Origin of the sequence: Baekduia soli (genome assembly GCF_007970665.1) — a bacterium.
In the GTDB taxonomy this organism is placed as follows: domain Bacteria; phylum Actinomycetota; class Thermoleophilia; order Solirubrobacterales; family Solirubrobacteraceae; genus Baekduia; species Baekduia soli.
The window spans coordinates 4,169,494-4,194,433 of sequence record NZ_CP042430.1; the positions used below are offsets into that span (position 1 = coordinate 4,169,494).

23 protein-coding genes, 1 tRNA gene and 2 pseudogenes are annotated in these 24,940 nt (G+C 72.4%); 4 read left to right on the forward strand and 22 right to left on the reverse strand.

Annotated elements, in window-relative coordinates:
* Window positions 1-6: 6 nt before the first annotated feature.
* Window positions 7-2,465 (reverse strand): annotated as a pseudogene (gene leuS / locus FSW04_RS27970) (leucine--tRNA ligase).
* Between the two features lie 79 nt (window positions 2,466-2,544).
* On the reverse strand, window positions 2,545-2,868 hold the full coding sequence (locus FSW04_RS20200; protein WP_187368948.1) for a hypothetical protein: 324 nt from the start codon (window positions 2,866-2,868) through the stop codon (window positions 2,545-2,547).
* A 131-nt stretch (window positions 2,869-2,999) separates the two neighbouring features.
* Between FSW04_RS20200 and FSW04_RS20205 the strand changes: the two genes are divergently transcribed.
* Together FSW04_RS20205 and FSW04_RS20210 are read left to right on the forward strand one after the other, a co-directional pair.
* On the forward strand, window positions 3,000-3,842 hold the full coding sequence (locus tag FSW04_RS20205) for a hypothetical protein (RefSeq protein ID WP_146922035.1): 843 nt from the start codon (window positions 3,000-3,002) through the stop codon (window positions 3,840-3,842).
* A 66-nt stretch (window positions 3,843-3,908) separates the two neighbouring features.
* Window positions 3,909-3,981 (forward strand) — tRNA-Ala (locus tag FSW04_RS20210).
* Between the two features lie 58 nt (window positions 3,982-4,039).
* Here the strand turns inward: FSW04_RS20210 and FSW04_RS20215 are convergent.
* Together FSW04_RS20215 and FSW04_RS20220 are read right to left on the reverse strand one after the other, a co-directional pair.
* Entirely contained in the window at window positions 4,040-4,462 is a 423-nt protein-coding gene (locus tag FSW04_RS20215; protein ID WP_146922036.1) for a cyclic nucleotide-binding domain-containing protein, read from the reverse strand.
* A gap of 110 nt (window positions 4,463-4,572) precedes the next feature.
* On the reverse strand, window positions 4,573-6,567 hold the full coding sequence (locus tag FSW04_RS20220) for a LamG-like jellyroll fold domain-containing protein (protein ID WP_146922037.1): 1,995 nt from the start codon (window positions 6,565-6,567) through the stop codon (window positions 4,573-4,575).
* 194 nt (window positions 6,568-6,761) lie between these two features.
* Here FSW04_RS20220 and FSW04_RS20225 point away from each other — a divergent pair, with 194 nt between their 5' ends.
* Window positions 6,762-7,250 carry a signal peptidase II gene (locus tag FSW04_RS20225; protein ID WP_146922038.1) on the forward strand — a complete coding sequence of 163 codons (489 nt, stop codon included), beginning with the start codon at window positions 6,762-6,764 and terminating at the stop codon, window positions 7,248-7,250.
* 337 nt (window positions 7,251-7,587) lie between these two features.
* On the opposite strand, the gene rsfS is transcribed toward FSW04_RS20225, so the two are convergent.
* The 5 genes from rsfS to obgE form a co-directional block, all read right to left on the reverse strand.
* Entirely contained in the window at window positions 7,588-7,956 is a 369-nt protein-coding gene (rsfS, locus tag FSW04_RS20230) for a ribosome silencing factor (protein WP_146922039.1), read from the reverse strand.
* 61 nt (window positions 7,957-8,017) lie between these two features.
* Complete coding sequence (gene nadD / locus FSW04_RS26385; protein WP_228431330.1) at window positions 8,018-8,632, reverse strand: nicotinate-nucleotide adenylyltransferase; 615 nt, start codon at window positions 8,630-8,632, stop codon at window positions 8,018-8,020.
* Between the two features lie 37 nt (window positions 8,633-8,669).
* On the reverse strand, window positions 8,670-9,914 hold the full coding sequence (locus FSW04_RS20240) for a glutamate-5-semialdehyde dehydrogenase (RefSeq protein ID WP_146922041.1): 1,245 nt from the start codon (window positions 9,912-9,914) through the stop codon (window positions 8,670-8,672).
* Between the two features lie 69 nt (window positions 9,915-9,983).
* Window positions 9,984-11,081, reverse strand: a complete 1,098-nt coding sequence (proB, locus tag FSW04_RS20245; RefSeq protein ID WP_146922042.1) for a glutamate 5-kinase — start codon at window positions 11,079-11,081, stop codon at window positions 9,984-9,986.
* 237 nt (window positions 11,082-11,318) lie between these two features.
* A complete protein-coding gene (obgE, locus tag FSW04_RS20250; protein WP_146922043.1) occupies window positions 11,319-12,656 on the reverse strand; it encodes a GTPase ObgE in 1,338 nt (445 codons plus the stop codon).
* Window positions 12,657-12,691: 35 nt separating this feature from the next.
* Here obgE and FSW04_RS20255 point away from each other — a divergent pair, with 35 nt between their 5' ends.
* Window positions 12,692-13,381, forward strand: a complete 690-nt coding sequence (locus tag FSW04_RS20255) for an SDR family oxidoreductase (RefSeq protein ID WP_146922044.1) — start codon at window positions 12,692-12,694, stop codon at window positions 13,379-13,381.
* A gap of 18 nt (window positions 13,382-13,399) precedes the next feature.
* Here the strand turns inward: FSW04_RS20255 and FSW04_RS20260 are convergent, their stop codons facing one another.
* The 13 genes and pseudogenes from FSW04_RS20260 to ndk form a co-directional block, all read right to left on the reverse strand.
* Window positions 13,400-13,762: an MFS transporter gene (locus tag FSW04_RS20260; RefSeq protein ID WP_187368949.1), complete on the reverse strand. Its 363-nt coding sequence runs from the start codon at window positions 13,760-13,762 to the stop codon at window positions 13,400-13,402.
* Window positions 13,741-14,783: pseudogene (locus tag FSW04_RS28695) on the reverse strand (MFS transporter). The gene FSW04_RS20260 and the pseudogene FSW04_RS28695 overlap by 22 nt, the downstream one beginning before the upstream one ends.
* 120 nt (window positions 14,784-14,903) lie before the next feature.
* Window positions 14,904-15,176 carry a 50S ribosomal protein L27 gene (rpmA, locus tag FSW04_RS20275; protein ID WP_146922047.1) on the reverse strand — a complete coding sequence of 91 codons (273 nt, stop codon included), beginning with the start codon at window positions 15,174-15,176 and terminating at the stop codon, window positions 14,904-14,906.
* Between the two features lie 4 nt (window positions 15,177-15,180).
* Window positions 15,181-15,489: a 50S ribosomal protein L21 gene (rplU, locus tag FSW04_RS20280; RefSeq protein WP_146922048.1), complete on the reverse strand. Its 309-nt coding sequence runs from the start codon at window positions 15,487-15,489 to the stop codon at window positions 15,181-15,183.
* A gap of 9 nt (window positions 15,490-15,498) precedes the next feature.
* Entirely contained in the window at window positions 15,499-17,433 is a 1,935-nt protein-coding gene (locus tag FSW04_RS20285; protein WP_146922049.1) for an Rne/Rng family ribonuclease, read from the reverse strand.
* Window positions 17,434-17,452: 19 nt separating this feature from the next.
* Window positions 17,453-18,586, reverse strand: a complete 1,134-nt coding sequence (rodA, locus tag FSW04_RS20290; RefSeq protein ID WP_146922050.1) for a rod shape-determining protein RodA — start codon at window positions 18,584-18,586, stop codon at window positions 17,453-17,455.
* Between the two features lie 79 nt (window positions 18,587-18,665).
* Window positions 18,666-20,714: a penicillin-binding transpeptidase domain-containing protein gene (locus tag FSW04_RS20295; RefSeq protein ID WP_146922051.1), complete on the reverse strand. Its 2,049-nt coding sequence runs from the start codon at window positions 20,712-20,714 to the stop codon at window positions 18,666-18,668.
* Window positions 20,714-21,283, reverse strand: coding sequence for a hypothetical protein (locus tag FSW04_RS20300; RefSeq protein ID WP_146922052.1), 570 nt, complete (start codon window positions 21,281-21,283; stop codon window positions 20,714-20,716). Before FSW04_RS20300 ends, FSW04_RS20295 begins: the two co-directional genes overlap by 1 nt.
* Window positions 21,283-22,173: a rod shape-determining protein MreC gene (mreC, locus tag FSW04_RS20305; protein WP_146922053.1), complete on the reverse strand. Its 891-nt coding sequence runs from the start codon at window positions 22,171-22,173 to the stop codon at window positions 21,283-21,285. Before mreC ends, FSW04_RS20300 begins: the two co-directional genes overlap by 1 nt.
* Window positions 22,174-22,220: 47 nt before the next feature.
* The gene (locus FSW04_RS20310) at window positions 22,221-23,270 is read right to left on the reverse strand and encodes a rod shape-determining protein (RefSeq protein WP_146923900.1); all 1,050 of its coding nucleotides are present in this window, start codon (window positions 23,268-23,270) and stop codon (window positions 22,221-22,223) included.
* A 175-nt stretch (window positions 23,271-23,445) separates the two neighbouring features.
* Window positions 23,446-23,841 carry a hypothetical protein gene (locus FSW04_RS20315; protein WP_146922054.1) on the reverse strand — a complete coding sequence of 132 codons (396 nt, stop codon included), beginning with the start codon at window positions 23,839-23,841 and terminating at the stop codon, window positions 23,446-23,448.
* Between the two features lie 50 nt (window positions 23,842-23,891).
* On the reverse strand, window positions 23,892-24,494 hold the full coding sequence (locus tag FSW04_RS20320; RefSeq protein ID WP_146922055.1) for a Maf family protein: 603 nt from the start codon (window positions 24,492-24,494) through the stop codon (window positions 23,892-23,894).
* Between the two features lie 11 nt (window positions 24,495-24,505).
* A complete protein-coding gene (gene ndk / locus FSW04_RS20325; RefSeq protein WP_146922056.1) occupies window positions 24,506-24,910 on the reverse strand; it encodes a nucleoside-diphosphate kinase in 405 nt (134 codons plus the stop codon).
* Window positions 24,911-24,940: the final 30 nt, after the last annotated feature.

Below are 24,940 nucleotides of genomic sequence, written 5' to 3' on the forward strand. Positions count from 1 at the left end.
CCGCTCTCAGCCGCGGACGACGACGTTGACGAGCTTGCCAGGCACCACGATCTCCTTGACGACGTCCTTGCCGTCGATGTGGGCGCGCACGTTGGGCTGGGCCCGGGCCAGCTCGAGCAGCACGTCCTTCGCGGCACCCGTGGGCGCCTCGACGCGGTCGCGGACCTTGCCGTTGACCTGGACGACCAGCTCGAACGTGTCGGTCTCCAGGAACGCGGGGTCGGGCGCCGGCCAGGGCTCCTCCCACACGCGCCGCCCGGTGAGGCGCTCGTAGGCGTCGGCGCTCACGTGCGGGGCGAACGGGAACAGCAGCGAGGCGGCGGTGGCCAGGACGAAGCGCACGCTGCCGGGGTCGGCGGCCCCGCGCTTCTCGATCGTGACCTCGTTGAGCAGCTCCATGACCGCGGCGATCGCCGTGTTGAAGGCGAACCGCTGGTCCAAGTCGTTGGTGACCTTCTCCATGGCCCAGTGGGCCTTGCGCACGATGCGCAGCGCGTCGGGGTCCAGGTCGTCGGGCACCCCGACGTCGGGCAGCTCGTCGGCGGCCTGCGCGGAGGTGCGCCACAGCCGTCCGAGGAAGCGGTGCATGCCCTCCACGCCCGAGTCCGACCAGTCGGCGTCCTGGTCGGGCGGCCCGATGAACAGGATGTAGCAGCGGGCGGTGTCGGCCCCGAAGCGCTCGACGATCTCCGAGGGGGGCACCACGTTGCCCTTGTTCTTGGACATCTTGGCGCCGTCCTTGGTGATCATCCCCTGCGTGAACAGGCGCGCGAATGGCTCCTGCACGGAGAGGTGGCCCAGGTCGGCCAGCGCCTTGATGAAGAAGCGCGCGTAGAGCAGGTGCAGGATGGCGTGCTCGACCCCGCCGATGTACTGGTCGACGGGCATCCACTCGGCCAGGATCGCGGGATCCCAGGCCTGCTGGTCGTTGCGCGCGTCGCAGTAGCGCAGGAAGTACCAGGACGAGTCGACGAACGTGTCCATCGTGTCGGTCTCGCGCAGGGCGGGACCGCCGCAGGCCGGGCAGGTCGTGTGGACCCAGTCCTCGGCGGCGGCCAGCGGCGACTTGCCCTTGGGCTTGTAGTCGGTGACGTCGGGCAGCACGACCGGGAGCTGGTCGGCCGGGACCGGGACGATGCCGTCGCGCTCGCAGTGCACGATGGGGATCGGCGCGCCCCAGTAGCGCTGGCGCGAGACCAGCCAGTCTCGCAGCCGGTAGTTGACCGACCGGTGGCCCTTGCCCTCGCGGTCCAGCCAGTCGACGATCCGGTCCAGGGCCTCGCGGTTGCCCAGCCCGTCGAAGTCCGGATGGGAGTCCACGAGCGGGCCGTCGCCGGTGTAGGGCAGCTCGTCGTCGCCCTCGGGGCCGGCGATGACCCGGCGGATCGGCAGGTCGTAGACCTCGGCGAACGCGTGGTCGCGCTCGTCGTGGGCCGGCACGGCCATGATCGCGCCGGTGCCGTACTCCATGAGCACGTAGTCGGCGACGTACATCGGCAGCGCCTCGCCGTTGACGGGGTTGATGACGTGGCGGCCCAGGAAGACGCCCGTCTTGGGCTTGTCGGTGTCGCCGCGCTCCTCGACGGACTCGCCCATCGCGTGGTTGATGTAGTCGCGCACCTCCTGCTCGCGCCCCGTGCCGGCGATGAGCCGCTCGAGGTCGGGGTGCTCGGGGCCATCACGAAGAACGTCGCCCCGAACAGCGTGTCGGGGCGAGTCGTGAACACGGGGTAGTCGATGCCCACCTCCGCGCAGTGGAAGGTGACCTCCGCACCCTCCGAGCGTCCGATCCAGTTGCGCTGCATCGTCTTGACGTGCTCGGGCCACGTGATCGTGTCGAGGTCCTCGACCAGGCGGTCGGCGTAGTCGGTGATGCGGAAGAACCACTGCTCGAGCTGGCGCACCTCGACCTCGTGGCCGCAGCGCTCACAGCGCCCGTCGATGACCTGCTCGTTGGCCAGAACCGTCGCGTCGTGGGGACACCACTTGACCGCGGCGTCCTTGCGGTAGGCCAGCCCGCTCTCGAAGAGCTGCAGGAAGATCCACTGCGTCCAGCGGTAGTACTCGGGCTGATGGGTGGCCAGCTCCCGGGACCAGTCGATGGAGATGCCCCACTCGCGGAACTGCTTCTGGAAGGACTTGATCGCCGCCTCGGTCGACTCGCGCGGGTGCTGGCCCGTGCGGATAGCGTGGTTCTCGGCCGGCAGCCCGAACGCGTCATAGCCCATGGGGTGCAGGACCCGCCGGCCCGTGCGCCGGTGGAAGTGCGCCACCGCGTCGCCGACGGAGTAGACCTTGAGGTGGCCGATGTGCGGCTCGCCGCTGGGGTACGGGAGCATCTCCAGGACGTAGGACTTGGGCGCCCCGCCGACCTCGTCGTTGGACACCTCCCAGGTGCGCTCGTCGGCCCACACCTGCTGCCAGCGAGGCTCGATGTCCTTCGGGTCGTAGCGATAGTCGGCCACGTTCTGCAGGCTACAGCGAGGACGCCCGCTGCCGATCGACGGGGAGAGCCATGCCCAAGCCCCTCCGCCGCCTGCTCCGTCACCGCCGCGCACGTCGCGGCGGCAGCGCCCGCTTCATGCTGGCGATGCCGCTGCCCGCCTGCGCCTGACCCACCTGCCCGCCGTCGCGCCGGCGGCGGCGCGCCTGGGGTCGGCGCGTGGGCTCCTGCGCGACCCCGGCCCCGTCGAGCGCAGCGAGGGCCTCCAGCGCAACCCCGGCTCGCGCCGGCTGGCCGACCGCGGCTGGCGGCCCCTGTGGTTCGAGGTGCGCATCGCCGTCGGCGACGGCCATGATCATGAGTTCATCCACTCGCTCGTGTGGGGCGAGCCGGGCCGGCCCGCCGCCGAGGAGGAGCCGGGCCACGCCCTCGAGGAGGCGCTGCGGCAGCTGCGCGGTCGCGACAGCTACGCGTCGGGCACAGGACGGGCCGTCGGGCGTCCTCGGCTGATCGTGTTCTTGCGGTCCCGCGGCGGCCCGGACCTACCATCCCCGGCGTGGAGGATCGCTTCACCGACCATCCGCCCGAGGATACGGCTCGGCGCGCGCCGAGCGCCGGCGGGCTGGACGACCTCGACGACCTGGCGGCGTCCTTCGCCCCCAAGCGCCCGCTGAGCGGCATCTCGGTCGCCTCGGCCAAGGTCGCGGCCATCGTGGAGGCGGCCGAGCGCGCCGCCGAGGACCTGCGCACCAAGACCGAGGAGCGCGTCCGGGAGCGCATCGCGGAGGCCGACCGCGCCGCCGACCTGCGGGTCGAGGCGGCCGAGGCCGAGGCCCGGGAGATCGTCGACGCCGCCCGCCGCGAGGCCGCCGCCGTCGAGGCCGAGGCGCGCGAGTCGGTGCGCCAGATCCACGACGACGCCGCGCGGGTCCGCGAGGAGGCCGAGCACCGCCGGCACGCCGCGGTGCAGGAGGCCCAGGACGAGGCCGCCCTGGTCCGCGCCGAGGCCGAGGCCTACGTCGAGGAGGTCAAGCGCGGCGCCAAGAGCGACGCGCGCGACATCATCCAGGAGGCCCACGACGCCGCACGCGGCGTGCTCCACGACGGCACCACTCTCTCCGGCCACCTCGAGGAGCTCAGCGACTCGCTGCGGCGCAACGCCGAGCGCCTGCTCAACGACGTCAAGCTCGCCCACGCGCGCCTGACCGCCGACCTCGAACAGGCCACGCCCGCCGGCGCCACCGACCCCGCGCCGCGGGCGACGCGGACGACCGCACCCTCCCGTCGTGGCGCGGCGCGCGCCGACGCCCCCGCGGCGGCGTCACCGCCGGCGCCCGGCCGCCGCGCCGAGCCCGACGAGGACTTCGACGTGCCGGAGTTCGTCCCCGGCCGCCGCTGAGGCGCCGCGCGGGCGGGCGCCGGCCGTCCGTCCTCCGGGCGACGGTGTTAAGATGGATCTCGACCTGGGGCTATAGCTCAGCTGGGAGAGCGCCTGCATGGCATGCAGGAGGTCGCCGGTTCGAGCCCGGCTAGCTCCACTCACACGAAGGGCCCGCTCCGGCGGGCCCTTCGTGCGTCCGGCCGGGGCAGGCCCGGTCAGCGCGTCGCGTTCTCGCGCGCGATGCGTGCGAGCGCCTGCAGCATCGCCCAGGCCACCGCGGGCTGGCTCTGGACGAAGGTCTTGAAGCCGAACAGCGTCTCCGTGAGGCAGCGCAGCTCGGTGTCGGCGGTCACGGTCGCGGCGCGCGCCTGCCCGTCGATGAGCGCAAGCTCCCCGAAGGAGTCCCCCGGGCCGAGCGTCCGGACGATGGTGCCGCCGATCGTGACCGCGGCCGTCCCCTCGAGGATGATGAAGAACCCGGCGCCGGTGCGGCCCTCGGTGACGACCTCGCGCCCCGGCGCGAAGACGCGCTCCTTCATGCCCTTGGCGAGTCGCCGCCGGTCGCGCTTGGAGAGCCCCGCGAAGAGGGGGATCCCCTCGAGCACATCGGCGATCGGCGGGGCAGAGGTGGTGGCCATGCCGCAGTATTCCCCAAAGCGGGGCCGCCGCGCCAACGTCCGGTGCGGGCGCCTGCGCAGCCGGCCGCGCGCGGCGCGACGATCGCGAGCCGGTGCCGACCGGACCAGGCTCAGCCCGTCACCGGGCGGCCCATGTCCCCGGCGACCTCGCGCTGGGTCAGCGCACGCCTGTAGATCCGGATCTCGTCGAGCGTGCCCCTGAAGCCGGAGCCGATGCGCAAGGCGCCGCGGCCTGGGAGCAGGGCTCCAGATGTCCTGGTCGACCCCGACCGCACACCGTTGACGTAGAGAACGAGGTACGCACCGTCATACGTGATGGCGACGTGGCTCCAGGCCCGTCGGGCCAGTCCCTTCTGCGCCCGCACGCGGCTGATGTGGCGCGCCGTCACGAGCCGGGCGCCGGGGCGACGACCGTCGCTGGCGTACAACCCGTAGCTCATGCTTCCCTGCAGACCCTTCACGAGGATCACCCGCTGGCCGGCGGCAGCCGTCGGGCGGACCCAGGCCTCGAGCGTCATGCGCCGCGAGAGCCGGAGTGCCGGGGCGTCCGGGATCGTGACGTGGGCCCCGTGACCGTCGAAGGTCATTGCGCGACCGAACCGACCGGATGCCGTCCGCCTGCCGCCATGGCGGTGACCGTCGAGACCGTGCCCAGAGGTGTCGGTGATCACCGTCCCCTTGAGCTCGTCGAAGCCATAGGCCGCGACGAGCCCGCTCGGCGTCGCGACTCCGCCGCCGCCCGCGGACGGCAAGGGGGCCGCAGACCCGCCGGAGCCGGGGGCCGGGCCGGGCCCTTGCGGGGGCGAGGGCCCGTTGGTCCGTCCGGGAGGCTGCGGACCACTCGGTGTCGGCGCCGGGCTGGAATCAACGGGCACGGTGGTCGTCGAGCCGAACTCGAACGCGCCGGCGTCGGGGCCACGCCCGGCGAACCGGACGTCGCCCATCACATCGAATGCCGGAAACGTCGACGGGTCCCCGGCATCCACCACCGGCGACCCCGCGAGCGGGCTCCCGTCGGGGTTGAGCTTGAGCGAGGCGACCTGCACGTCCGTGGACCCGCACTTCTGCGATGTCCACACGTTGTGCGAGTAGGTCGCCCGAACCGCGTCACAGCTCGTGCTCATCCCGACCCCGGCGTTGCCGACCCACGTCTGCGACTGCCCTGTGTCCGCCGCCGAGTTGACCTGGATCTTCTGGCGCCCAGGGAAGGTGTTGTAGCGGACGTCTGCGTCGGCGGCCAAGACGTCGAGGCTGTAGTAGCCGCAGCCGCTGATGCCGGTCACGGTGTCCCCGAACACGTTCTGCTCGATCAGCACGTCGTCTCGGTCGTTCGTCCGGATGTTCATGCACTCGTTGTCGTAGAAGCGGTTGCGCAGGATCTTGATCTGCTGCGGGATCTGATTGACGTTGCCGCAGTTGCAGAACTGAAGCGCGTCGGAGTGCGACGACGGGGTCGGGGCACGGAGCCCGTGAAAGACATTGTCGGCGATCGTCAGGCGCAGGTTGGACTGCGGGCTGCGTGTCTGCTCGTAGATGTCCATCATGTCGCCGTTGGACCACGTCGTCCCGCCGGGTGCGGGCTCGATGACGTTGGCGGAGATCGTCGTGTCGACCGTGCCCTCCACGTAGACCATGTTGTGGATCCGGGCGTGGCGGACCGTCACGTTGCTGGTGTTGGTCAGTGACACGGCGCCATCGGCCGAAGTGCCGATATAGGTGCCACCGTCGAACGTCGGTCCGCTCGCGCCGTGCACGTCGAGCAGCGCGATCTGCGCTGAAGGATCGATCTGGAAGGTCACGGCCTTCGTGCACCCGACGTACTGGGCGCCGTAGCTGCCCGCCGGAACCGTGATGACGTCCCCACTCCCCGCCGAGGTGCACGCGGCGTCGAAGCTTCGCGCGCCGAGAGGGACCGTGGCAGCGCCGGCGCCGGACACGTTCCATGCGCCGAGGCCGACCATGAGCACCAGGACGATGCTCGCCGCGCGACGGACCGCCGGGCATCGCCACCGCCACTGGCCCATGGGGCTCGGTGAGCCTGGCCGAATCGAGCCTTCGAGCGTCGCGACGCGGTCAGAGGTGGTCAGGCGCGAGGTGGTCGACACGAGATTCGGGGCCTTCGGTCTCGGAACACGGACAAGCGCACGCACCGCCGCCCGACGAGGTCACGCCGACCGGGTGTGCGCCACGAAGCGAGACCGACGCGCGAGGGGCCTGGACCCCCGCCCCGTGCGCCGGAGCGCACGTTGTAGCACATCTGTGCTGACGGCTCGGACCCCCTGGCCGCTACCGTCCCCCCATGCGCCACGGCCGGACCATCGCGGGCGTCGCCCTGGCCGTGCTCGCCGCCGACGCGGCCACGAAGGCCGTGGCCACCCACGCGCTCGCCGGCCGGGGCGCGGTCCACGTCGCCGGCGACCTGCACCTGCTGCTGTACCGCAACCACGGCGGCCCGGCGGGCCTGCTGCCCGGGCACCCCGTGCTCGTGTCGGTCCTGGCGCTGGTGGCCCTCGGGGCCATGGTCGCGGTGGCGCGGGTCGTGCAGACCCGGCTGGGCGCCGTTGCCGTCGGCCTGATGCTCGGGGGCGGGCTGGGAAACCTCGCCGACCGACTCCTGCGCGCGCCCGGCCCGCTGCGCGGCGGCGTCGTCGACTGGATCCAGCCCCGCACCCACGGGGCGAGCATGAACCTCGCCGACCTGTCGCTGAACGCCGCGCTCGCGGTCGGGCTGCTCGTGCTGCTGGCCGGCGCCGTGCGGGCGCGCCGGCCGGGGCCCGCCGTCAGCTGATCGTCGCGAGCCGCGGCGAGGCCGGCGCCGCGCGTGCGGGCGCGGTCAGCGCCGCGTGGTCGATCGGCAGGAACGCGTGGACCGCCGGGGTCGAACTGGCGGCCCCGCAGCCCGACGATCTCGGCCACGACGTCCTCGATGCTCGCAGGGACGCGCGTGGACGAACGCGTCGAAGACGTGGGCGACGTCGGCGATCCGCCCCGTCATAGCAGCAGCACGAGGATCTCCAGGCTGTCGTCGACGATGAGGATGTGGATGTCCCGGTGAGCAAGCCCGGGAGCGTCGATGAGCAGGTTTGCGGGGCATGAGGTGCCCCAACGTGCAGCGCGGCCGTGCGTCAGGGACGGACGGGCACGTCCTCGAGCTCGACGTCCAGGCGCGGGACGTCGCCCCAGAGTTGTTCGAGGCGGTAGAACTCGCGGACCTCGGGCACGAAGATGTGCACCACGATGTCGAAGTAGTCCATGAGCACCCAGCGCGCCTCGCCCAGGCCCTCGACGCGGCGCGGCAGCATCCCGTGGTCCTTCTTGAGGCCCTCGTGGACGGCGTCGTGGATGGCCTTGACCTGGCGGTCGGTGTTGCCCGAGCACACGACGAAGAAGTCCGTGTAGCTCGAGACCCCGCGCAGGTCGAGCACGGTGAGGTCGATGGCCTTCTTGTCGGCCGCGTAGGAGGCCGCGAGCTGCGCGAGGCGCTCCGGGCTCATGGTCGTGTCCTGTGGATCCTGCTGAATGGTCTGGCTGGGCAAGACGACGCTTCCTCCGTGGTCATGCTGACGGGGTTGGGGATCCGACCGGGCCCGCGTACAGGCCGTGCTGCGCGATGTACTCGGCGACCGGATCGGTCACCAGGTACCGGATCGGGCGCCCGGTGACGACACGCCGCCGGACGAGCGAGGACGACACGTCCATCCTTGGGAGATCGAAGAAGTCCGCGCGATCGACGGCGCCGGGGATCGTCGCCAGCCGCTCCAGGATATCGCCGCGGCGCGCGCCCTCGCGCTCGGCGATGGCCAGCCGTGCGAGGGTCACCACCTCCGCGGGCTCACGCCACGTCGGGAGGCTGAAGGCCATGTCGCCTCCGACGATGAACGTCAGGTCGTCCCCCGGCAGCGTCGCATGCAGTGCCCTCAGGGTATCGACCGTGTAGGACGCGCCGCCGCGCTGCACCTCGAGCTCGGAGACCGCGAAGCGCTCGTCACCGGCCACGGCCAGCTCGCACATGGCCACGCGGGCCGCGGCGCCGGGGTCGGACTCGGCCTCCTTGTGGGGCGGCGCGGCCACCGGCATGAGCAGCACGAGGTCGAGCCCGAGCTGGTCGTGGGCCTCCTGCGCGCAGAGCAGGTGCGCGATGTGCGGCGGGTTGAACGTGCCGCCGAGGATCCCGACGCGGCGGGCGGGCGGGCCGGACCCCCGCCCGTCAGCCGCGGACGTGCCCGTCCCCTCGCACGACGTACTTGAACGAGCAGAGCTCGCGCAGGCCGATCGGGCCGCGGGCGTGCAGCTTCTGGGTCGAGTTGCCGATCTCGGCGCCGAACCCGAACTCGCCGCCGTCGGTGAAGCGCGTCGAGGCGTTGATGTAGACGCAGGCCGCGTCGACGCCGAGCTCGAACGCGCGCGCGGCGGCGTAGGCACCGGTCACGATGGCCTCGGAGTGCCCGGAGCCGTGGCGGTTGACGTGATCGATGGCCTCCTGGACGGAGTCCACGACGCCGACGGCCAGCACGAGGGCCAGGAACTCGGTGTCCCAGTCGGTGTCGGCGACCTCGGCCACCTCGGGGTCGATCGCGCGCACGCGCTCGTCGCCGCGCAGCTCGACGCCCGCCTCGCGCAGCGCCCGCAGGGCGCCGGGCAGGAACGCGCCGGCGACGTCGCGGTGCACGAGCAGCGTCTCGGCCGCGTTGCAGACCCCGGGGCGCTGGGTCTTGGCGTTGAGGATGATGTCGCGCGCCGCGTCGAGGTCGGCGTCGGCGTCGACGTAGACGTGGCAGTTGCCCGACGCGGCGAAGATCATCGGCACGGTGGCGACGTCGACGAGCGCCTTCTTCAGGCCCTCGCCGCCCCGCGGGATGATGAGGTCGACGAGGTCGTCCTGCGTGGCGAGCTCGGCGAGCTCCTCGCGCCCGCCGCCGGCCACGAGCTGCACGGCGCCCTCGGGCGCCTCGGCTGCGGCGATCGCCGCCAGCACGGCGTTGGACTGCGTCGCCGACGACGAGCCGCGCAGCACGATCGCGTTGCCGGACTTCAGGCACAGCGCGGCCGCGTCGATCGTGACGTTCGGGCGGGCCTCGTAGACGACGGCGACCACGCCCAGCGGCGTGCGCGTCTTGGCGACGTCGAGACCGTTGGGCAGCCGGAAGCCGTCGATGACCTCGCCGACGGGGTCGGGCAGCGCGGCGATGTCGCGCACCTGAGCGGCGATCGCGGCGATCCGCCCCTCGTCGAGCGTCAGGCGGTCGATGAGCGCGTCGGAGAGCCCGGCCTCGCGGCCGGCCTGCAGGTCGCGGGCGTTGGCCTCGAGGATCTCGGGCGTGCGGTCCAGCAGGGCGTCGGCGATGCGGTGCAGGACCGCGTCCTTCTCCGCGGTCGGCAGCGTCGCCAGCCGGCGCGACGCCGCACGGGCGGCGCGGCAGAGATCGGTGACGGACGTGGCGGTCGTGGCCATGCCCTGAAGGGTATCCGGGTCCGCCGCCGGGCCCGGGGGGCCGCCGGCCGCCGGCCGCCCCCCGCCCGGTCAGGCCAGGACGAAGTAGTCGCGGTGGATGGCCTCCTCCGCGGAGCGGGGCAGGACCTCGCGGACCTGCGGGGACTGCAGGCCCATCACGCGGCGTAGCTCCGGCGCCGCGTAGTTGACGATGCCCTTGCCCAGCAGCCGGGCGCCCTCGCGCACCTCGACCGCGTCGCCGGAGCCGAAGTCGCCCGAGACGCCGACGACGCCGACGGGCAGCAACGACGTGCCGCCGTCGCGCAGCGCTCGCGCGGCGCCCGCGTCGACGGCGACGGTGCCCCGCGACGGCTTGGCGTAGCGCAGCCAGAGCTTGAACGAGGAGTAGCCCAGCGCGCGGGCCGGGAACGACGTGCCCTCGTCGGTCGCGCCGGCCAGGACGCGGCCCAGCGCCTGGTGGCGCAGGCCATTGCAGATGACGGCCGGGATGCCGGCGGCCGTGGCCATCTCGGCGGCGACGACCTTCGAGCGCATGCCGCCCGAGCCCAGCGCGGAGGTCGAGTCGCCGATCGCCGCGTGGGACTCGAGGTCGTCGAAGTCGGTGATCTCGCCCACGACGCGCGCGTCGGGATGGGTCCGCGGGTCGGCCGTGAACACGCCGTCGACGCCGGTGAGCAGCACGAGCTGGTCGGCCTCGACGAGGATCGCGACCTGGGCGGCGAGGAAGTCGTTGTCGCCGAAGGAGATCTCGTCGGTCGCGGTCGTGTCGTTCTCGTTGATGACCGGGACCAGGCCCCACTGCAGCAGCCGGCGCAGCGTCTGGCGGGCGTTGAGGTAGTGCGAGCGGTGGCTGAGGTCGAAGAACGTCAGCAGGACCTGGGCGGCACCGACCCCGCGGTCGGCCAGCAGCTCGTCGTAGAAGCGGAACAGGCGGCCCTGCCCCACGGCGCTGGCGGCCTGGAGGTCCTCGATGGCGGTGGGGCGCGACGTGAGGCCGAGGATCTGCATGCCGCGCGCGATGGCCCCGCTGCTGACGACGACGACGTCGTCGCCGGCCCTTCGGCGGGCGGCGATCTCGTCGCAGATGCCGGCCAGGACGTCGGCGCGCAGGGCGCCGTCGTCGGAGGCGACGATCCCCGAGCCGAGTTTGATGACGTGCCGGGCCATGCGGCCCGCAAGCCTACGGCGCGAGCGCCGTCGGGGGACCTACAGGTGCACGGCGGCCGGCACGAACAGCAGCGCCGCGCTGACGATGGTGGAGAACGCGAGGCGGATCATGTTCTCCCGATCGGAGCGTGGGCGCCGCGCCCCAAGGGCCTTCGACGCGTGTCCCGCGGGGCGTCCCCAGTTCTGGCCAGGCGCTCGGACGAGCGTCCAGCGGCCCCTCCCCCGTTCCGGTGCGGCCTAGCCGGGATCGAGCTCGAAGACGATGCCGGCGATCTCCACGTCGTCACCCGGCTCGAAGCCCTGGGCCTCCAGCGCGCGGATGACGCCCATCTTGTGCAGGCGGTGCTCGACGTGCATGAGCGCGTCCTCGTTCTCGAGGTCGTGGCGGGCGATGAGCCGGTCGACGGCGTCGCCGACCACGCGCCAGCCGCCCTCCTCGAGGGCCTCGACGGCGAACTCGGCCCGCCGCCGCGGCGCCGGGCGGAACAGGCGGTGCTCCTCGAGCGCCTCGTCCTCGGCGCCGGGCAGGGGCGCCGGGCCGGTCTCCACGGGAACGCGGCGCAGCAGCTCGGCCTTGAGCTCGTCCAGGCCGGCCCCGGTGGCCGCCGAGGTCACCAGGACGGGGGTGGGCTCGGCGACGGGCTCCCAGGGCTCGCGCTCGGGGACCTCGGCGGCGAAGCGCTCGCGCCACACCTGGGCGACGACCTCGGCCTCCTCGGGCGAGACGAGGTCGGCCTTGGAGAGCACGAGGATGCGCGGCAGGCGCGCGAGCCGCGCGTCGTAGGCGCCGAGCTCGTGCTCGATCGTGGCGAAGTTGGCCTCGGGGTCCGAGCCGTCCAGGGGCGCGAGGTCCAGGACGTGGACCAGCAGGCGGGTGCGCTCGACGTGGGCCAGGAAGTCGTGGCCCAGCCCCGCGCCGCCCGCGGCGCCCTCGATGAGCCCAGGGATGTCGGCGAGCACGAGCTGGCGGTCCTCGCCGTCCAGCGTGCCGAGGACAGGCTCCAGCGTCGTGAACGGATAGCCGGCGATCTTCGGCGCGGCGCGCGTGACGCGCGCCAGCAGCGAGGACTTGCCCGCGTTGGGCACGCCGACGAACCCGACGTCGGCCAGGAGCTTGAGCCGCAGGTCCAGCCAGCCCTCCTCGCCGGGCAGGCCGCGCTCGGCGAACGTCGGCGACTGCCGGGTGGCGCCGGCGAACTTCTTGTTGCCCTTGCCGCCGGGGCCGCCGTGGGCGACGACGACCTCCTGGCCGGGGATCACGAGGTCGTGGACGGTGCCGTCCTCCGTCGTGACCTGGGTGCCGGGCGGGACGCGGACGACGAGGTCCTCGCCGTCGGCGCCGTGGCGAAGCGCGCCCTCGCCGTGGCGCCCGCGGCCGGCCTTGTAGTGCGCCTTGCGCTTGAAGGACTGCAGGTCGCGCAGGGAGTCGTCGCAGCGCAGCACGACGTCGGCGCCGTGCCCGCCGTCCCCGCCGTCGGGGCCGCCTTTGGGCACGTGCGCCTCGCGGCGGAAGCTCATGCAACCGTTCCCGCCGCCGCCCGCCTGGACGAAGATGCGCGCCTTGTCGTACAGCATGTGAGCCAAGGACGGTAGTGGGGAACCAGCCCCACATGGCTCACGACCCCGTCTTCCTCATCACCGGCGCCGGCTCGGGCATCGGCGCCGCCACCGCGCGCCGGGCCGCGCAGGCCGGCCACCGGCTCGTGCTCGCCGGCCGCTCCGCCGACCGCCTGCAGGCCCTGGCCGACGAGCTCGGCGGCCGCGGGCGCGCCGTGGCCGTCGCGACCGACGTCACCCGCTGGGAGGACAACGAGGCGCTCGTGGCCGCCGCCCTGCAGCACTTCGGGCGCCTGGACGTCGCGTTCGCCAACGCGGGGTTCGGCGCCGCGCGCGGCTGGCTGAAGGAGACGCCCGAGCACTGGCGCGAGATGGTGCTCACGAACGTCCTGGGCGCCGCCTACACGGCCCGGGCGGCGATCCCGGCGCTGACCGAGAGCCGCGGCCACCTGCTGCTGACGGGCTCGGTGGCCGGGCGCAGGGCGCTGCCTGGCAGCCTGTACTCCGCGACGAAGTGGGCGGTCACCGCCATGGGCGAGGCGCTGCGGGCCGATCTGGACGGCACGGGTGTGCGCACGACGCTCATCGAGCCCGGCGCGGTCGACACGCCGTTCTTCGACGACCCGGGCGAAGGGCGGCTGGAGCCCGACGACGTCGCGCGCGCGGTGCTCTACGCGGTCTCCCAGCCGCCGCACGTCGACGTCAACGAGATCCTCATCCGCCCCACGGCCCAGTCGGGCTGAGGGACGGCCGCCCGGCGCTCAGCCGCCGGAGCGCTCGGTGGCCGCGGCCGGGGCCGCGGCCGGCCGCACGCCGCGCACGAGCAGCAGCAGGCACATGGCGAGGCCGAGCGCCGCGATCCCGGCGCCGACCAGGAAGGCATGGGCGAAGCCCTCCGTGAGAGCCCGAAGCGGGCCGACGCCCGGCCCGACGCCCGCGGTGTGCTGCGTCGCGACCGTGGCCAGCAGTGCCAGGCCGATGGATCCGCCGACCTGGCGCGACGTGTTGACCAGGCCGGAGGCCAGGCCCGCCTCCGGGCCGCGGACGCCTGCGGTGGCCGCGATCGTCACCGGCACGAAGGAGAACCCGATGCCCGCGGCGGTCAGCACGGAGGGGGCGAGCACGTCGCCCAGGTAGCTGCCGTCGGCCGAGATGCGACTGAGGCCCAGCATGCCCACGGTGATGAGCGCCATGCCCCCGAGAGCACGACGCCGGGGCCGAGGCGGCCGGTGAGGCGGCCGGCCAGCTGCGAGGTGCCGATGATCGCGGCGGTCATCGGCAGGAACGCGAGGCCGGCCTCGATCGGGTCCAGGCCGAGGATCTCCTGGAGGTAGAGCGAGACGAAGTACCACATCGCGAAGACCGCGCCGCCCATGCACAGCACGACGATGTTGGCTCCGCTGACCGCGCGGGAGCGGAAGATCCGCAGCGGGACGAGCGGTGCGGCGGCCAGCCGGCCCTCGATGAACAGGAACGTCGCCAGCAGCGCGACGCCCAGCCCGAGCGTGACGAGCGTGCGCGTGGAGGCCCAGCCGTGCTGGTCGGTCTCGACGATGCCGTAGGTGAGGACCACGAGCCCGGCGGTCACCGTCAGGGCCCCGGCGAGGTCGAACGCCCGCCGGGCCTTGGCGTCGCGCGTGACGAGGGGGACGACGCTCAGCGCGGCCACGGCGACGGCCACGCCGATCGGCACGTTGATGAGCAGGATCCAGCGCCAGGACAGCAGCTGGGTGAGCACGCCGCCCAGCAGCGCTCCCGTGGCGCCGCCGACGCCGCCCATGGCCCCCAGAGCCCGAGGGCCTTGTTGCGCTCGGCGCCCTCGGTGAACGTGGTCATGATGATCGACAGCGTCGCGGGCGCGACGATCGCGCCGCCCAGCCCCTGGATGGCCCGCGCGGCGACGAGCATGCCCTGGGTCTGGGCCAGGCCGCCGGCCAGCGAGGCGAAGGCGAAGACCAGCAGGCCGGTGACGAAGACGGGCCGCCGGCCGATGAGGTCGGTGGCCCGGCCGCCCAGCATGAGGAACCCGGCGAACGCCAGCGTGTAGGCGTTGACGATCCACTGCAGCCCCGTGGCCGAGAAGCCCAGGTCGCCGCGGATGGACGGCAGGGCGACGTTGACGATCGAGACGTCGAGGATGACCATGAACTGCGCGAGGCAGCACAGGACGAGGACGAGGGTCGGGGTGCGAGCCTTGGAGAACGACACGAGCCCATGGTTGCACACGCAACCATGGGCTCGGGTGTCAGGTCCGATACGGGGACGCTAGGCGGCGGGCTGCGCGTCCTCGCCGGGGAGGATCGACACGACGCGGCCGCGGCGGCCGGTCTTGAACTCGACGATGCCCGCGTCCTTGGCGAACAGCGTGTCGTCCTTGCCCATGCCGACGCCGTCGCCGGCCTTGAAGCGCGAGCCGCGCTGGCGCACGATGATCTCGCCGCCCGTGACGACCTGGCCGGCAAAGATCTTGACGCCGAGCCGCTGCGCGTTGGAGTCGCGCCCGTTGCGCGACGAGCCGAGGCCCTTCTTGTGAGCCATGGTGCTAGCTCCCCTTCGAGATCTTCGTCACGCGGATGCGCGTGAGCTCCTGGCGGTGGCCCTGGCGGCGGCGGTAGCCGCGCTTGGGCTTGAACTTGTTGACGCGCAGCTTGGGGCCGCGCAGGTGCTCGACCACCTCGGCGGCGACCTTGACCCCGCCGAGGTCGGAGCCGAACAGCACGTCGTCGGCCGCGAACAGCAGCGGCTCGAGGTCGAGCTTGGCGCCGGCGTCGCCAGGCAGCCGCTCGACGAGCAGGGTCTGGCCCTCCTCGACGCGGTACTGCTTACCACCGGTCTTGACGATCGCGTACATGTCTCTCAGTTACTCCGAGGTTGCCTCGGCCTTGACAGCCGAACGGCGCCGTCCACCTCTGCGGCCGCGGCGCCGAGGCTTGGATTCTAGCGAGTCGGCGTCCTCGTCGCCTTCCCCGTCGCCCGCGCCCTCGACGTCGAGCAGCGTGGCGACCGCGGCGGTGCGCCCGGCCTCCTCGATGCGCACGAGCTTCTTCGTGCCGACGAACCGCCCGCCGTTGACCACGGAGATGATGTAGCCGTCGATCTTGGCGACCGCGTCGTCGACCTCGTACATGTGGGGCTCCACGATGTTGACGAGGACCTCGTCGCCCTCCTTGAAGGGGATCGCGCGCTCCTCGATCTCCTGGCGCGAGCCGTCCATGGTGATCGCGAAGTGGTCCAGCGGCAGGCCCTCGGAGCCCTCGAAGTGGAAGACCTTGCCGGTCTCCTCCTCCAGGGCGTGCAGGACGCGCGCGCCGTCGCCGGTGAACTTCGAGCTCACCCGCGGGTTGACCTGGACGAGGAACGCCTCGGTCTTGTTCGGCGCCCGCGAGGCGATCTCGCGCAGCTGGCGCTCGAACTCGATCGCGATCGTCTCCTCGGACTTGATGACGCCCTCGCCCTGGCAGGTCGGGCACGGGCGGCTCATGATCTCGCGCACGCCCTCCGTGACGTTCTGGCGCGTCATCTCGACGAGCCCGAGCTTGGAGATCTCGGCCGTGAACGTCTTCGTGCGGTCCTCGTCCAGCGCCTTGCGCAGCGTCTTGAGGACGGCCTCGCGGTTCTTGGCACGGGCCATGTCGATGAAGTCGATGACGATGATCCCGCCGATGTCGCGCAGGCGCAGCTGGCGCACGACCTCGTCGGCGGCCTCGAGGTTGGTCCGCGTGATCGTGTCCTCCAGGCGGGCCTGCTTGCCGCGCCCCACGAACGATCCGGAGTTGACGTCGATGACGGTGAGCGCCTCGGCGTAGTCGATGAGCAGGTAGCCGCCCGAGGGCAGGTCGACGCGCTTGGACATCAGGCCGTCGATGACCTTCTCGACGTCCCAGGCCTCGAACAGGGGCTTGGACTCCTGCCAGAGCTCGACGCGGTCGACGAGCTCTGGCGCGGTGCGGCTGAAGAACGAGACCAGGCGGTGGTGCTGCTGCTCGTCGTCGACGATCGCCTTCTCGAAGTCGGCGCTGAAGATGTCGCGCACGACGCGCACCGACAGGTCGGCCTCCTGGAAGACCATGGAGGGCGCCGAGGACTCCTCGACGCGCTTCTTGAGCACCTCGTGGAGCTTGAAGAGGTACTCGAGCTCGCGCTCGAAGTCCGCGCGCTTGGCGCCGTGGGCCGCGGTGCGCACGATCGCGCCGCCGCCGTGCAGCTCCAGGCCGCGGGCCTCGCGGCGCAGCCGCTCGCGCTCCTTGTCGTCCAGGCGCTTGGAGACGCCGATGCCCTCGCCGGTCGGCGTGTAGACCATGTAGCGGCCGGCGACCGTCAGGTCCATCGACAGCCGCGCGCCCTTGGTCTTCAGCGGGTCCTTGACGACCTGGACGACGACCTCCTGGCCGGGCTTGAGCAGCTCGCCGATGGTCTTGCCCTTCGAGCCGACGCGCCCGCGGCGCGCGACCTCGACGCCCGGCATGACGATCTCGTCGACGTGCAGGAAGCCGTTCTTGTCCAGGCCGATGTCGACGAACGCCGCCTCCAGGCCGGGCAGGACGTTGTCGACGCGCCCCTTGTAGATGTTGCCGACGATGGAGCGGTTGCCGCGGCGCTCGAGGTAGAGCTCCGCGACCCTCCAGCCGTCGTTGAGCGCGGCGGGCCTGGCCCGCGACGCGGTGGCGGTGGCGGTGCCGGCGGCGGCAGCGCGGCTGCGGCTCCGGCGGGGAGCGGCCGCCGGAGCTCCGGTGGCCTCCATCAGCGCCACGCGGGTCTCCCCGCGGTCGACGCTGACGAGCACTTGCTTTCTCACGATGGGTGGTCCTTGGAGATCAATGGCTCACGATCCGGCCCTTGAGTGCGGCCGACGAACGTCCTTGGACGTAGATCGACTGCAGCAGGCCGATGGCCAAGAGGGTGGACATCACCGAGGATCCGCCGTAGCTCATGAGCGGCAGCGGAATGCCGGTGATGGGCATGATCCCGAGGGTCATGCCGACGTTGACGAAGACCTGGAACAACAGCATCGCGACGATGCCGCCGGCGACCAGCGCGCCGAACAGGTCCTTCGCCATGGTCAGGATGCGCAGCCCGCGCCATATCAACAGCGCGTAGAGCGAGAGGACGAGCGCAGCCCCGACGAAGCCCCAGCGCTCACCGACGACCGCGTTGATGAAGTCGGTGTGGTGCTCGGGCAGGAAGTTGAACTTGGTCTGGGTCGCCCGGTCGCCGCGGCCGGTCTTCTCACCGGAGCCGATGGCGATCAGGGACTGGTTCTGCTGGTAGCCCGCGTCCGCGGGATCCGAGGATGGATGCAGGAACGAGGTCAGGCGCTGCTTCTGGTAGGGATGCAGCACCTCGACCCCGGCGCGCGGGGCGACGACCAGCACGAAGCTGATCGCCACGGCGCCGAGCGCGAAGAGGGCGAGGAAGTGGCGTGCGGGCGTGCCCGCGAAGTAGAGGACGGCCAGGACGATGGCGCCGTAGACCAGGCTCGAGCCGAGGTCGGGCTGGACCATGACCAGCGCCGCGGGCACGAGCGCGAGGAGCATGATGCGCGCCGTCGTGTCGCGCTCGCCCAGGCGCCGGGACCGCTCCGTGACGACCCCGGCCAGCGCCACGACGAGCAGGATCTTGCCCAGCTCGGAGGCCTGGAACTGGAACGGGCCGACGGGGATCGAGCGCTGGGCGCCCTTGGCGACCGAGCCGATGGCCATGACGGCCAGGATCGAGCTCATCAGGAACCCGTAGATCCACCAGCGGGCGCGGCGCAGGAGGCCGTAGTCCAGGCGGCTGAGGCCCAGGCTGATCACGCCGCCGACGGCGAAGAAGATCGCCTGGCGGTCGAAGTAGTAGCCGGGCTGGCCGGGGACGTCGTCGACGGTGGCCGCACGGATGGTGACCAGCGAGCATGCGGCCAGGCCGATGACCCCGAGGATCAGCACGAGGTCGATCGGCAGCGCCATTCCGGGCACGCGGTTGGCGCCCCGCGGCGGGGCGGGGGCGCGTCGTCGAGATCGTGGATGGGGGTGGTGGGCCGCGTGCTCATCGGGTCGCCGACGACCCCCGGACGAGCTTGGGCTTGATCTGGAACCACTTCGACAGCATGAGCCGGACGGCGGGCGCCGCCGCCACCGCGCCGAAGCCGCCGTCCTCGACGGTGCAGGCGATGACGATCGGGTTGCGGTCCGGCGCGCTGGCGTCGTAGCTGTAGGCGACGTACCAGGACTGGTCGTTCGGGCGCCCGGTGCGCTGGGCCGTGCCCGTCTTGCCGTAGATGGGGAACTGCTGCTTGGGCCAGTCCTTGAAGACGTCGGCCGAGGTGCCGCCCGGATCGCTGGCCGCGCGGCGCAGGCCCTCCATGATCGCGCTGCGCCACGCCGGGTCGATCTTGACGTGCTTGGAGGCGGGCTGGTCGAGCTTCTGGACCACGCCGCGGGCGTCGGTGACCTCCTGGCCCAGGTGCGGGCGCGGGACCTTGCCGCCGGCGACGATCGTCGAGTAGGCGACGGCCATCTGCAGCGGCGAGGCCTGCAGGTCGCCCTGCCCGATCGCGAGGTTGATCTCGTCGCCCGGCAGCCAGGCGCGGTTCGTGCCGTCCGCGTAGCCGCAGGGGTGGCCGAGCTGCTTGCGGCAGCGCGCCTCCTTGCGGTTCTGCGCGTCGCGCCAGGCGGGATCGGGCACCAGGCCGCTGCCCTCGCCGGGCAGGTCGATGCCCGTGCGGTGGCCGAGGCCGAGGTGGCGGGCCCACTTCTGCAGCGGGTGGCCGGGCTGCGGGTTCAGCGCCTGGCCCATCTTGTAGAAGTAGACGTCGGAGGAGACCTGCAGCGCCTTGACGAGGTTGACGGGCCCGTTGGGCTTCGAGCCGGCGTTGCAGCGGCGGTCGGCCTGCGTGCGCCCGACGGAGATGCAGCCCGTGTCGTCGATGACCTTGTCGGGCGACGTGACGCCCGACTGCAGGGCCGCCAGCGACGTGATCGGCTTGAACACCGAGCCCGTCGGATAGAAGCCGCCGATCGCGCGGTTGAACAGCGGGTCCCCGGCGGCCTTGCCGAACTTCTTGTCGTAGGCGGCCTGGGAGGCGAAGGGCTTGGAGTACTCGCGCGGGTCGAACGTCGGGTAGGAGCCCATCGCGTAGATCGCCCCGGTGTCGGGGTTCATCGCCACGAACGCGCCGGGGTGCCCGCCGCCGGCCTGCACGAAGTCCTGCTCGGCGTTCTGCTGGAGCCCGAGGTCGAGGGTCAGCTTGAGCTGGCGGCCGGGCTCGGGGTCGCGCGCGGCGACGGCCTGGCGGCGCTCGCCGGCCGCGTTGACCTCGATCTGGTAGGTCCCGTCGTGGCCGCGCAGGTACTTGTCGTACTCGGACTCCAGGCCGCCCTGGCCGATGAACGTGCCCGACGTGATCCCCTTGTAGGCCTTGTTCTTGAGCTGCGTCTCGGAGATCTCCCCCACGCTGCCGATGATCTGGGCGGCGACGTCGCCGATCGGGTACGAGCGCAGGTAGACCTGGTCGACCGAGACGCCCGGGAAGCGCTCCTTGTACTGCTCGAGATAGTCGCGCTGGGAGCGGTCGACGTCGGTCTTGATCCGCACGTCGGCGTAGGGCACCTGGAGGATCGAGCTCACCACGCGCTGGTTGATCGTCGCAGGCGACATCTGCAGCACGGTGCCCAGGCGCCGGAACAGCGTCTGGGTCGCCCCGGTGGCCTGCGGCATCGCGGGCCGCGGGCCCTTCCTGCCCTTCGGCCGCTTGTCGCGCGCCGTGAAGGCCTGGCCGTAGACGGCGATCTGGGTCCGCAGGGCGACGGGGATGCTGCGCGGGTCGATGGACACGACCGTCGCGCGGCGGTTGTCGACGAGCTTGAGGTTGTTGCGGTCGACGATCTGCCCGCGCGGCGCCTGGATGCGCTCCGTGCGCACCCGGTTCTCGCGCGCCTGGGCCAGGTACTTGTCGCCGTCGAGGACCTGGAGGTACCAGAGCCGGAAGAAGACGATCCCGAACAGGATGAACGCCACGACGCCCACGCCCGCGACGCGCAGCGCCATCTGGGGCGTGACCGGGGGGCGGCGGTCGCTGGTCGGGTCGACGGGCATCAGGCGCGGCTGAGGGGCGACAGCCCGCCGGTGGTGTACGCCCGGCGCCGCCGCCGGCGCGGGTCCTCGGGCAGGACGGGCGACAGCCAGCGGCGCACGATCGCGAAGACCGGCAGCGCGATGAGCGCGTTGAGGACGATGGTGGCCAGGATCTGGCGCAGCAGCAGGAAGCTCACCGGCGCGTCGATGCCCAGCAGGAAGTTCATGAGGCCGAAGCCGATCGTGGTGACCGCGGTCGCCGCGGCGCCGACGATCATCGGCACGACCGCGGCCTGCGGGTCGCGCAGCTCGCGCAGCCGGCCGGCCCAATAGCCCGCCACGACGAACACGAGGCTCGACAGGCCCATGGTCTGCACGAGCGCGGTGTCGACGAACAGGCCGACGCCGAAGCCGAACAGCGCGCCGGGCAGCGAGCCGCACAGCAGGCCGACCGAGGCGACGACGAGCGGGGTCAGGTCGGCGTTGGTGCCGAACAGCAGCACCTGGGAGACCGCCGCGACCTGGATGACGACGACGGCCACGCCCAGCACGGCGGCCCGGAACAGCAGCTTGGGGGTGATGGGCGGCATCAGCGGTTGTTGTCGACCTTCTTCGTGAGCACCTGGACCCACTCGACGTGCTGCAGGTCCACGAAGGGGCGCAGGTGCACCTCCTGGGACTCGCTCCCCGGCTCGTCGATGCGGGTGACGCGGCCGATCGGCAGGTCGGGCGGGTAGGGCGCCGCCAGATCATCCCGCTTGGAGGTCGTCCCCGCGGTGACGACGACGTCGCCGCTGGCGATCTGGTCGTCCTTGCGGGTGTACTTCAGGATGAGATCGCGCGGGTTGCCCACCTTCGGGGTGACCACGCCGGTCGCGTTGCCCGACACCGTCCGCGCGGCGACCGCGACGGACGCGTCGGTGATGAGGCGCACGGTGGAGGAGTTGGAGGCGACGGTCTCGACCTTGCCGATGAGCCCGTTGCCCTCGTCGCCGCTGCCGTCGGAGGCGATGACGGGCTGGTCGACCTGCAGGCCGGAGGAGCTGCCGCGATCGATGAAGATCCGCACGTACCAGAGCGTCGGCGAGGAGCCCGTGACGCGCGCCGTCACCGGATCGAAGGCCTTCAGCGACTGCGGGGCCTGGTCGAGGCCGAGCAGGCCGCGCAGCTGGCGGTTGTCGCGGGCGGCGGCCTCGTTGCGGATGGCCGACGCGCGCCACTGGTCGCGGTCGCGCCGAGCGCTCTTGAGCTCGCCCTTGGCCGAGACGGTGTCGCCGACCCAGCCGAACAGGTCGCGGACGGGCTTCAGAGCGCGGCTGGCGCCCTCCTGGATCGGGGAGACGACCTGGAGCACGCCGCGCTGCACGCTGTGCAGCGCCCCGCCCGCAGGCTCGCCGAAGTAGGCCGTGAGGAGGATCAGGGAGCTGACGACGAGCAGTCCCAGGACTGCGCGCCGCCGGCGAACCGTCTTGTCGTACATGGCGTACGCGACTCCAAAGCGTTCATTGCGTCACCGGGGCGGCGCACCTAGCGCGGCCTGCGCCGGCTCCTCGAATTCTTGTTGGTCCGGTGGATGACCTCGAACTCCTCGAGCGATCGGCCCGAGCCGACCGCCACGCAGGTCAGCGGGGACTCGGCGAGATGGGATGGCATCTGCGTCTCCTCCCGCAGTCGCTCGTCGAGCCCCTGCAGGAGCGAGCCGCCGCCCGCGAGCATGATGCCGCGGTCCATGATGTCGGATGCGAGCTCGGGAGGGGTCCGGTCCAGCGTCTCCTTGACCGCGTCGATGATCTGCGACAGGGGCTCCTCGAGCGCCTGGCGGATCTCCTCGCTGGTCAGCACCACGGTCTTGGGCAGGCCCGAGACCATGTCGCGGCCCCGGATCTCGGCCTGGACCTCTTCCTCCATCGGGTAGGCCGAGCCGATCTCCAGCTTGACCTCCTCGGCCGTCTGCTGGCCGATGAGCAGCTTGTACTCGCGCTTGGCGTAGTTGATGATCGCCTCGTCGAGCTCGTCGCCGCCGACGCGGATGGACTGCGAGACGACGATGCCGCCCAGCGAGATCACCGCGACCTCGGACGTGCCGCCGCCGATGTCGACGATCATCGAGCCCGTGGGCTCGCCGACCGGCAGGCCGGCGCCGATCGCCGCGGCCATCGGCTCCTCGATGAGGTACGCCTGGCGGGCGCCCGCCGACAGGCAGGCCTCCTCCACGGCGCGCTTCTCGACGCCGGTGACGCCGGAGGGGACGCAGACCACGACCCGCGGGTGCGCCCAGCGGTTCTGGTGCACCTTCTGGATGAAGTGGCGCAGCATCTCCTCCGTCACGTCGAAGTCGGCGATCACGCCGTCCTTCAGCGGCCGGATGGCCTGGATCGTGCCGGGGGTGCGGCCCAGCATGCGCTTGGCCTCGATCCCGACGGCGTGGACCTCGCCCGTCCGCGAGTCGATCGCGACGACCGACGGCTCGCTGAGCACGATGCCGCGGCCGCGCACGTAGACGAGCGTGTTGGCCGTGCCGAGGTCGACCGCCATGTCGCGGCCACCGAAGCCGGTGAGGTAGCTGAAGAAGCCCATGCCGGAGGGAGATGCACGCATCGCCCCCAGGTGCACGAGCGCCCCGCGGGGATGCGGGGCGGCCGGGACGACGCGAGCGCCAGTGTAGCGGAGGTGGGTCGGCCGCCCGCCACCGCGACAGCCCCCTTGCAGCGCGAAATCGCTGCAAAACCGGCGCCGCGCCGGGGTCTGCGGGTTATGGAGCGATCGTGAGGGTCGCCGAGGCGCGCGCGGTGGCCCCGTCGGCCGCCACCGCGTAGGCGGCGACCCGGTAGCGGCCCGCCGCGGCGGCCTTGGCGCCCAGCATCCCGTCCCACGTCACCGAGCCGTGGCCGGCCTTGGCCGAGCTGCGCAGGATCTCGACCGTGCGCGGGCCGGTCTTGATCCGCACGACCATCGAGGCGGCGCGCCCCACGCGGAAGGCGATCGGGACCTCGGCCCCCGCCTTGGCCGCCAGCACGGTCCTGTCGAGCTTGAGGGTCAGCGGCGAGGGCGCGGTCGCTGTGGCGGCCGCGCCGGCGGCGGGTGCGGCGAGCAGCAGGGCGGCCAGCGCCCAGGACGCGGCGCGGCTCAGGACGGCCGGGGTCGGCATGACACCCCGGGTGGTCGGCGGCCGCGCCGCGGGCTTGAAGCGGCGTGCCCTCAGGACGGGGCGACGGGCGACGCGTGATCGCGCATGATGCGCGGCCACAGGTCGATGAGCGCCGCGACCGGCAGGCCCACGACGTTGAGGTAGTCGCCCTCGATGCGCCGCACGAGGGCGGCCCCGCGGCCCTGGATCGCGTAGCCGCCGGCACGGCCCCGCCACTCGCCGCAGCCCAGGTACCAGGTGATCGTGTCCTCGTCGAGCGTGCGGAACTCGACGCGCGTGACCTCCGTCGCGGCGCGGACGTCGCCGCGGCGCACGAGCGCCAGGCCGCTGACGACCTCGTGCGTGCGACCCGAGAGGCGGCGCAGGGTCGCCCGCGCGGCGTCCTCATCGGCGGGCTTGCCCCAGATCTGGACGCCCTCGGTGGCCACGAGCGTGTCGCAGCCCAGGACGACCTCTTCGTCGCCCTCGGGCGCGGCTGCACCCGCCAGCGCCTTGCGCAGCGCGTTCTCGGAGGCCACGACGCGTGGGGCACCCTCGTCCTCCTCGGCGACCTCCGTGGCCCGGACGGTGAAGTCCAGGCCGAGGTCGCCGAGGATGCGCCGGCGCTGCGGGGAGCTGCTGGCCAGCACGAGCCGGGGACGGCCGGCCTCCATGCTCGCGGGGCTCAGAGCTCGGGGAACCAGATGCCGATCTCGCGCGCGGAGGACTCGGGCGAGTCCGAGCCGTGGACGAGGTTCTGCCCGACCTCGATGGCGAAGTCGCCGCGGATCGAGCCCGTGGCCGCCTCGAGCGGGTTCGTGGCGCCGATGAGCTGGCGGCTGCCCTTGACGACGTCCTGGCCCTCCAGGACGGCGGCGACGAGCGGCGCGGAGGTGATGAAGTCGACGAGCTCGCCGAAGAACGGGCGCTCCTTGTGCTCGGCGTAGTGCGTCTCGGCGGTCTCGCGCGAGGTCTGCACGAGCTTGAGGGCGACGATCTTCAGGCCCTTGCGCTCGAAGCGGGCGAGGATCTCGCCCGTCAGGCCGCGTGCGAACGCGTCGGGCTTGACCAGGATGAGGGTCCGGTCCACGGAGGTTGCTCCTTGAGGGGTGGTTGCTGG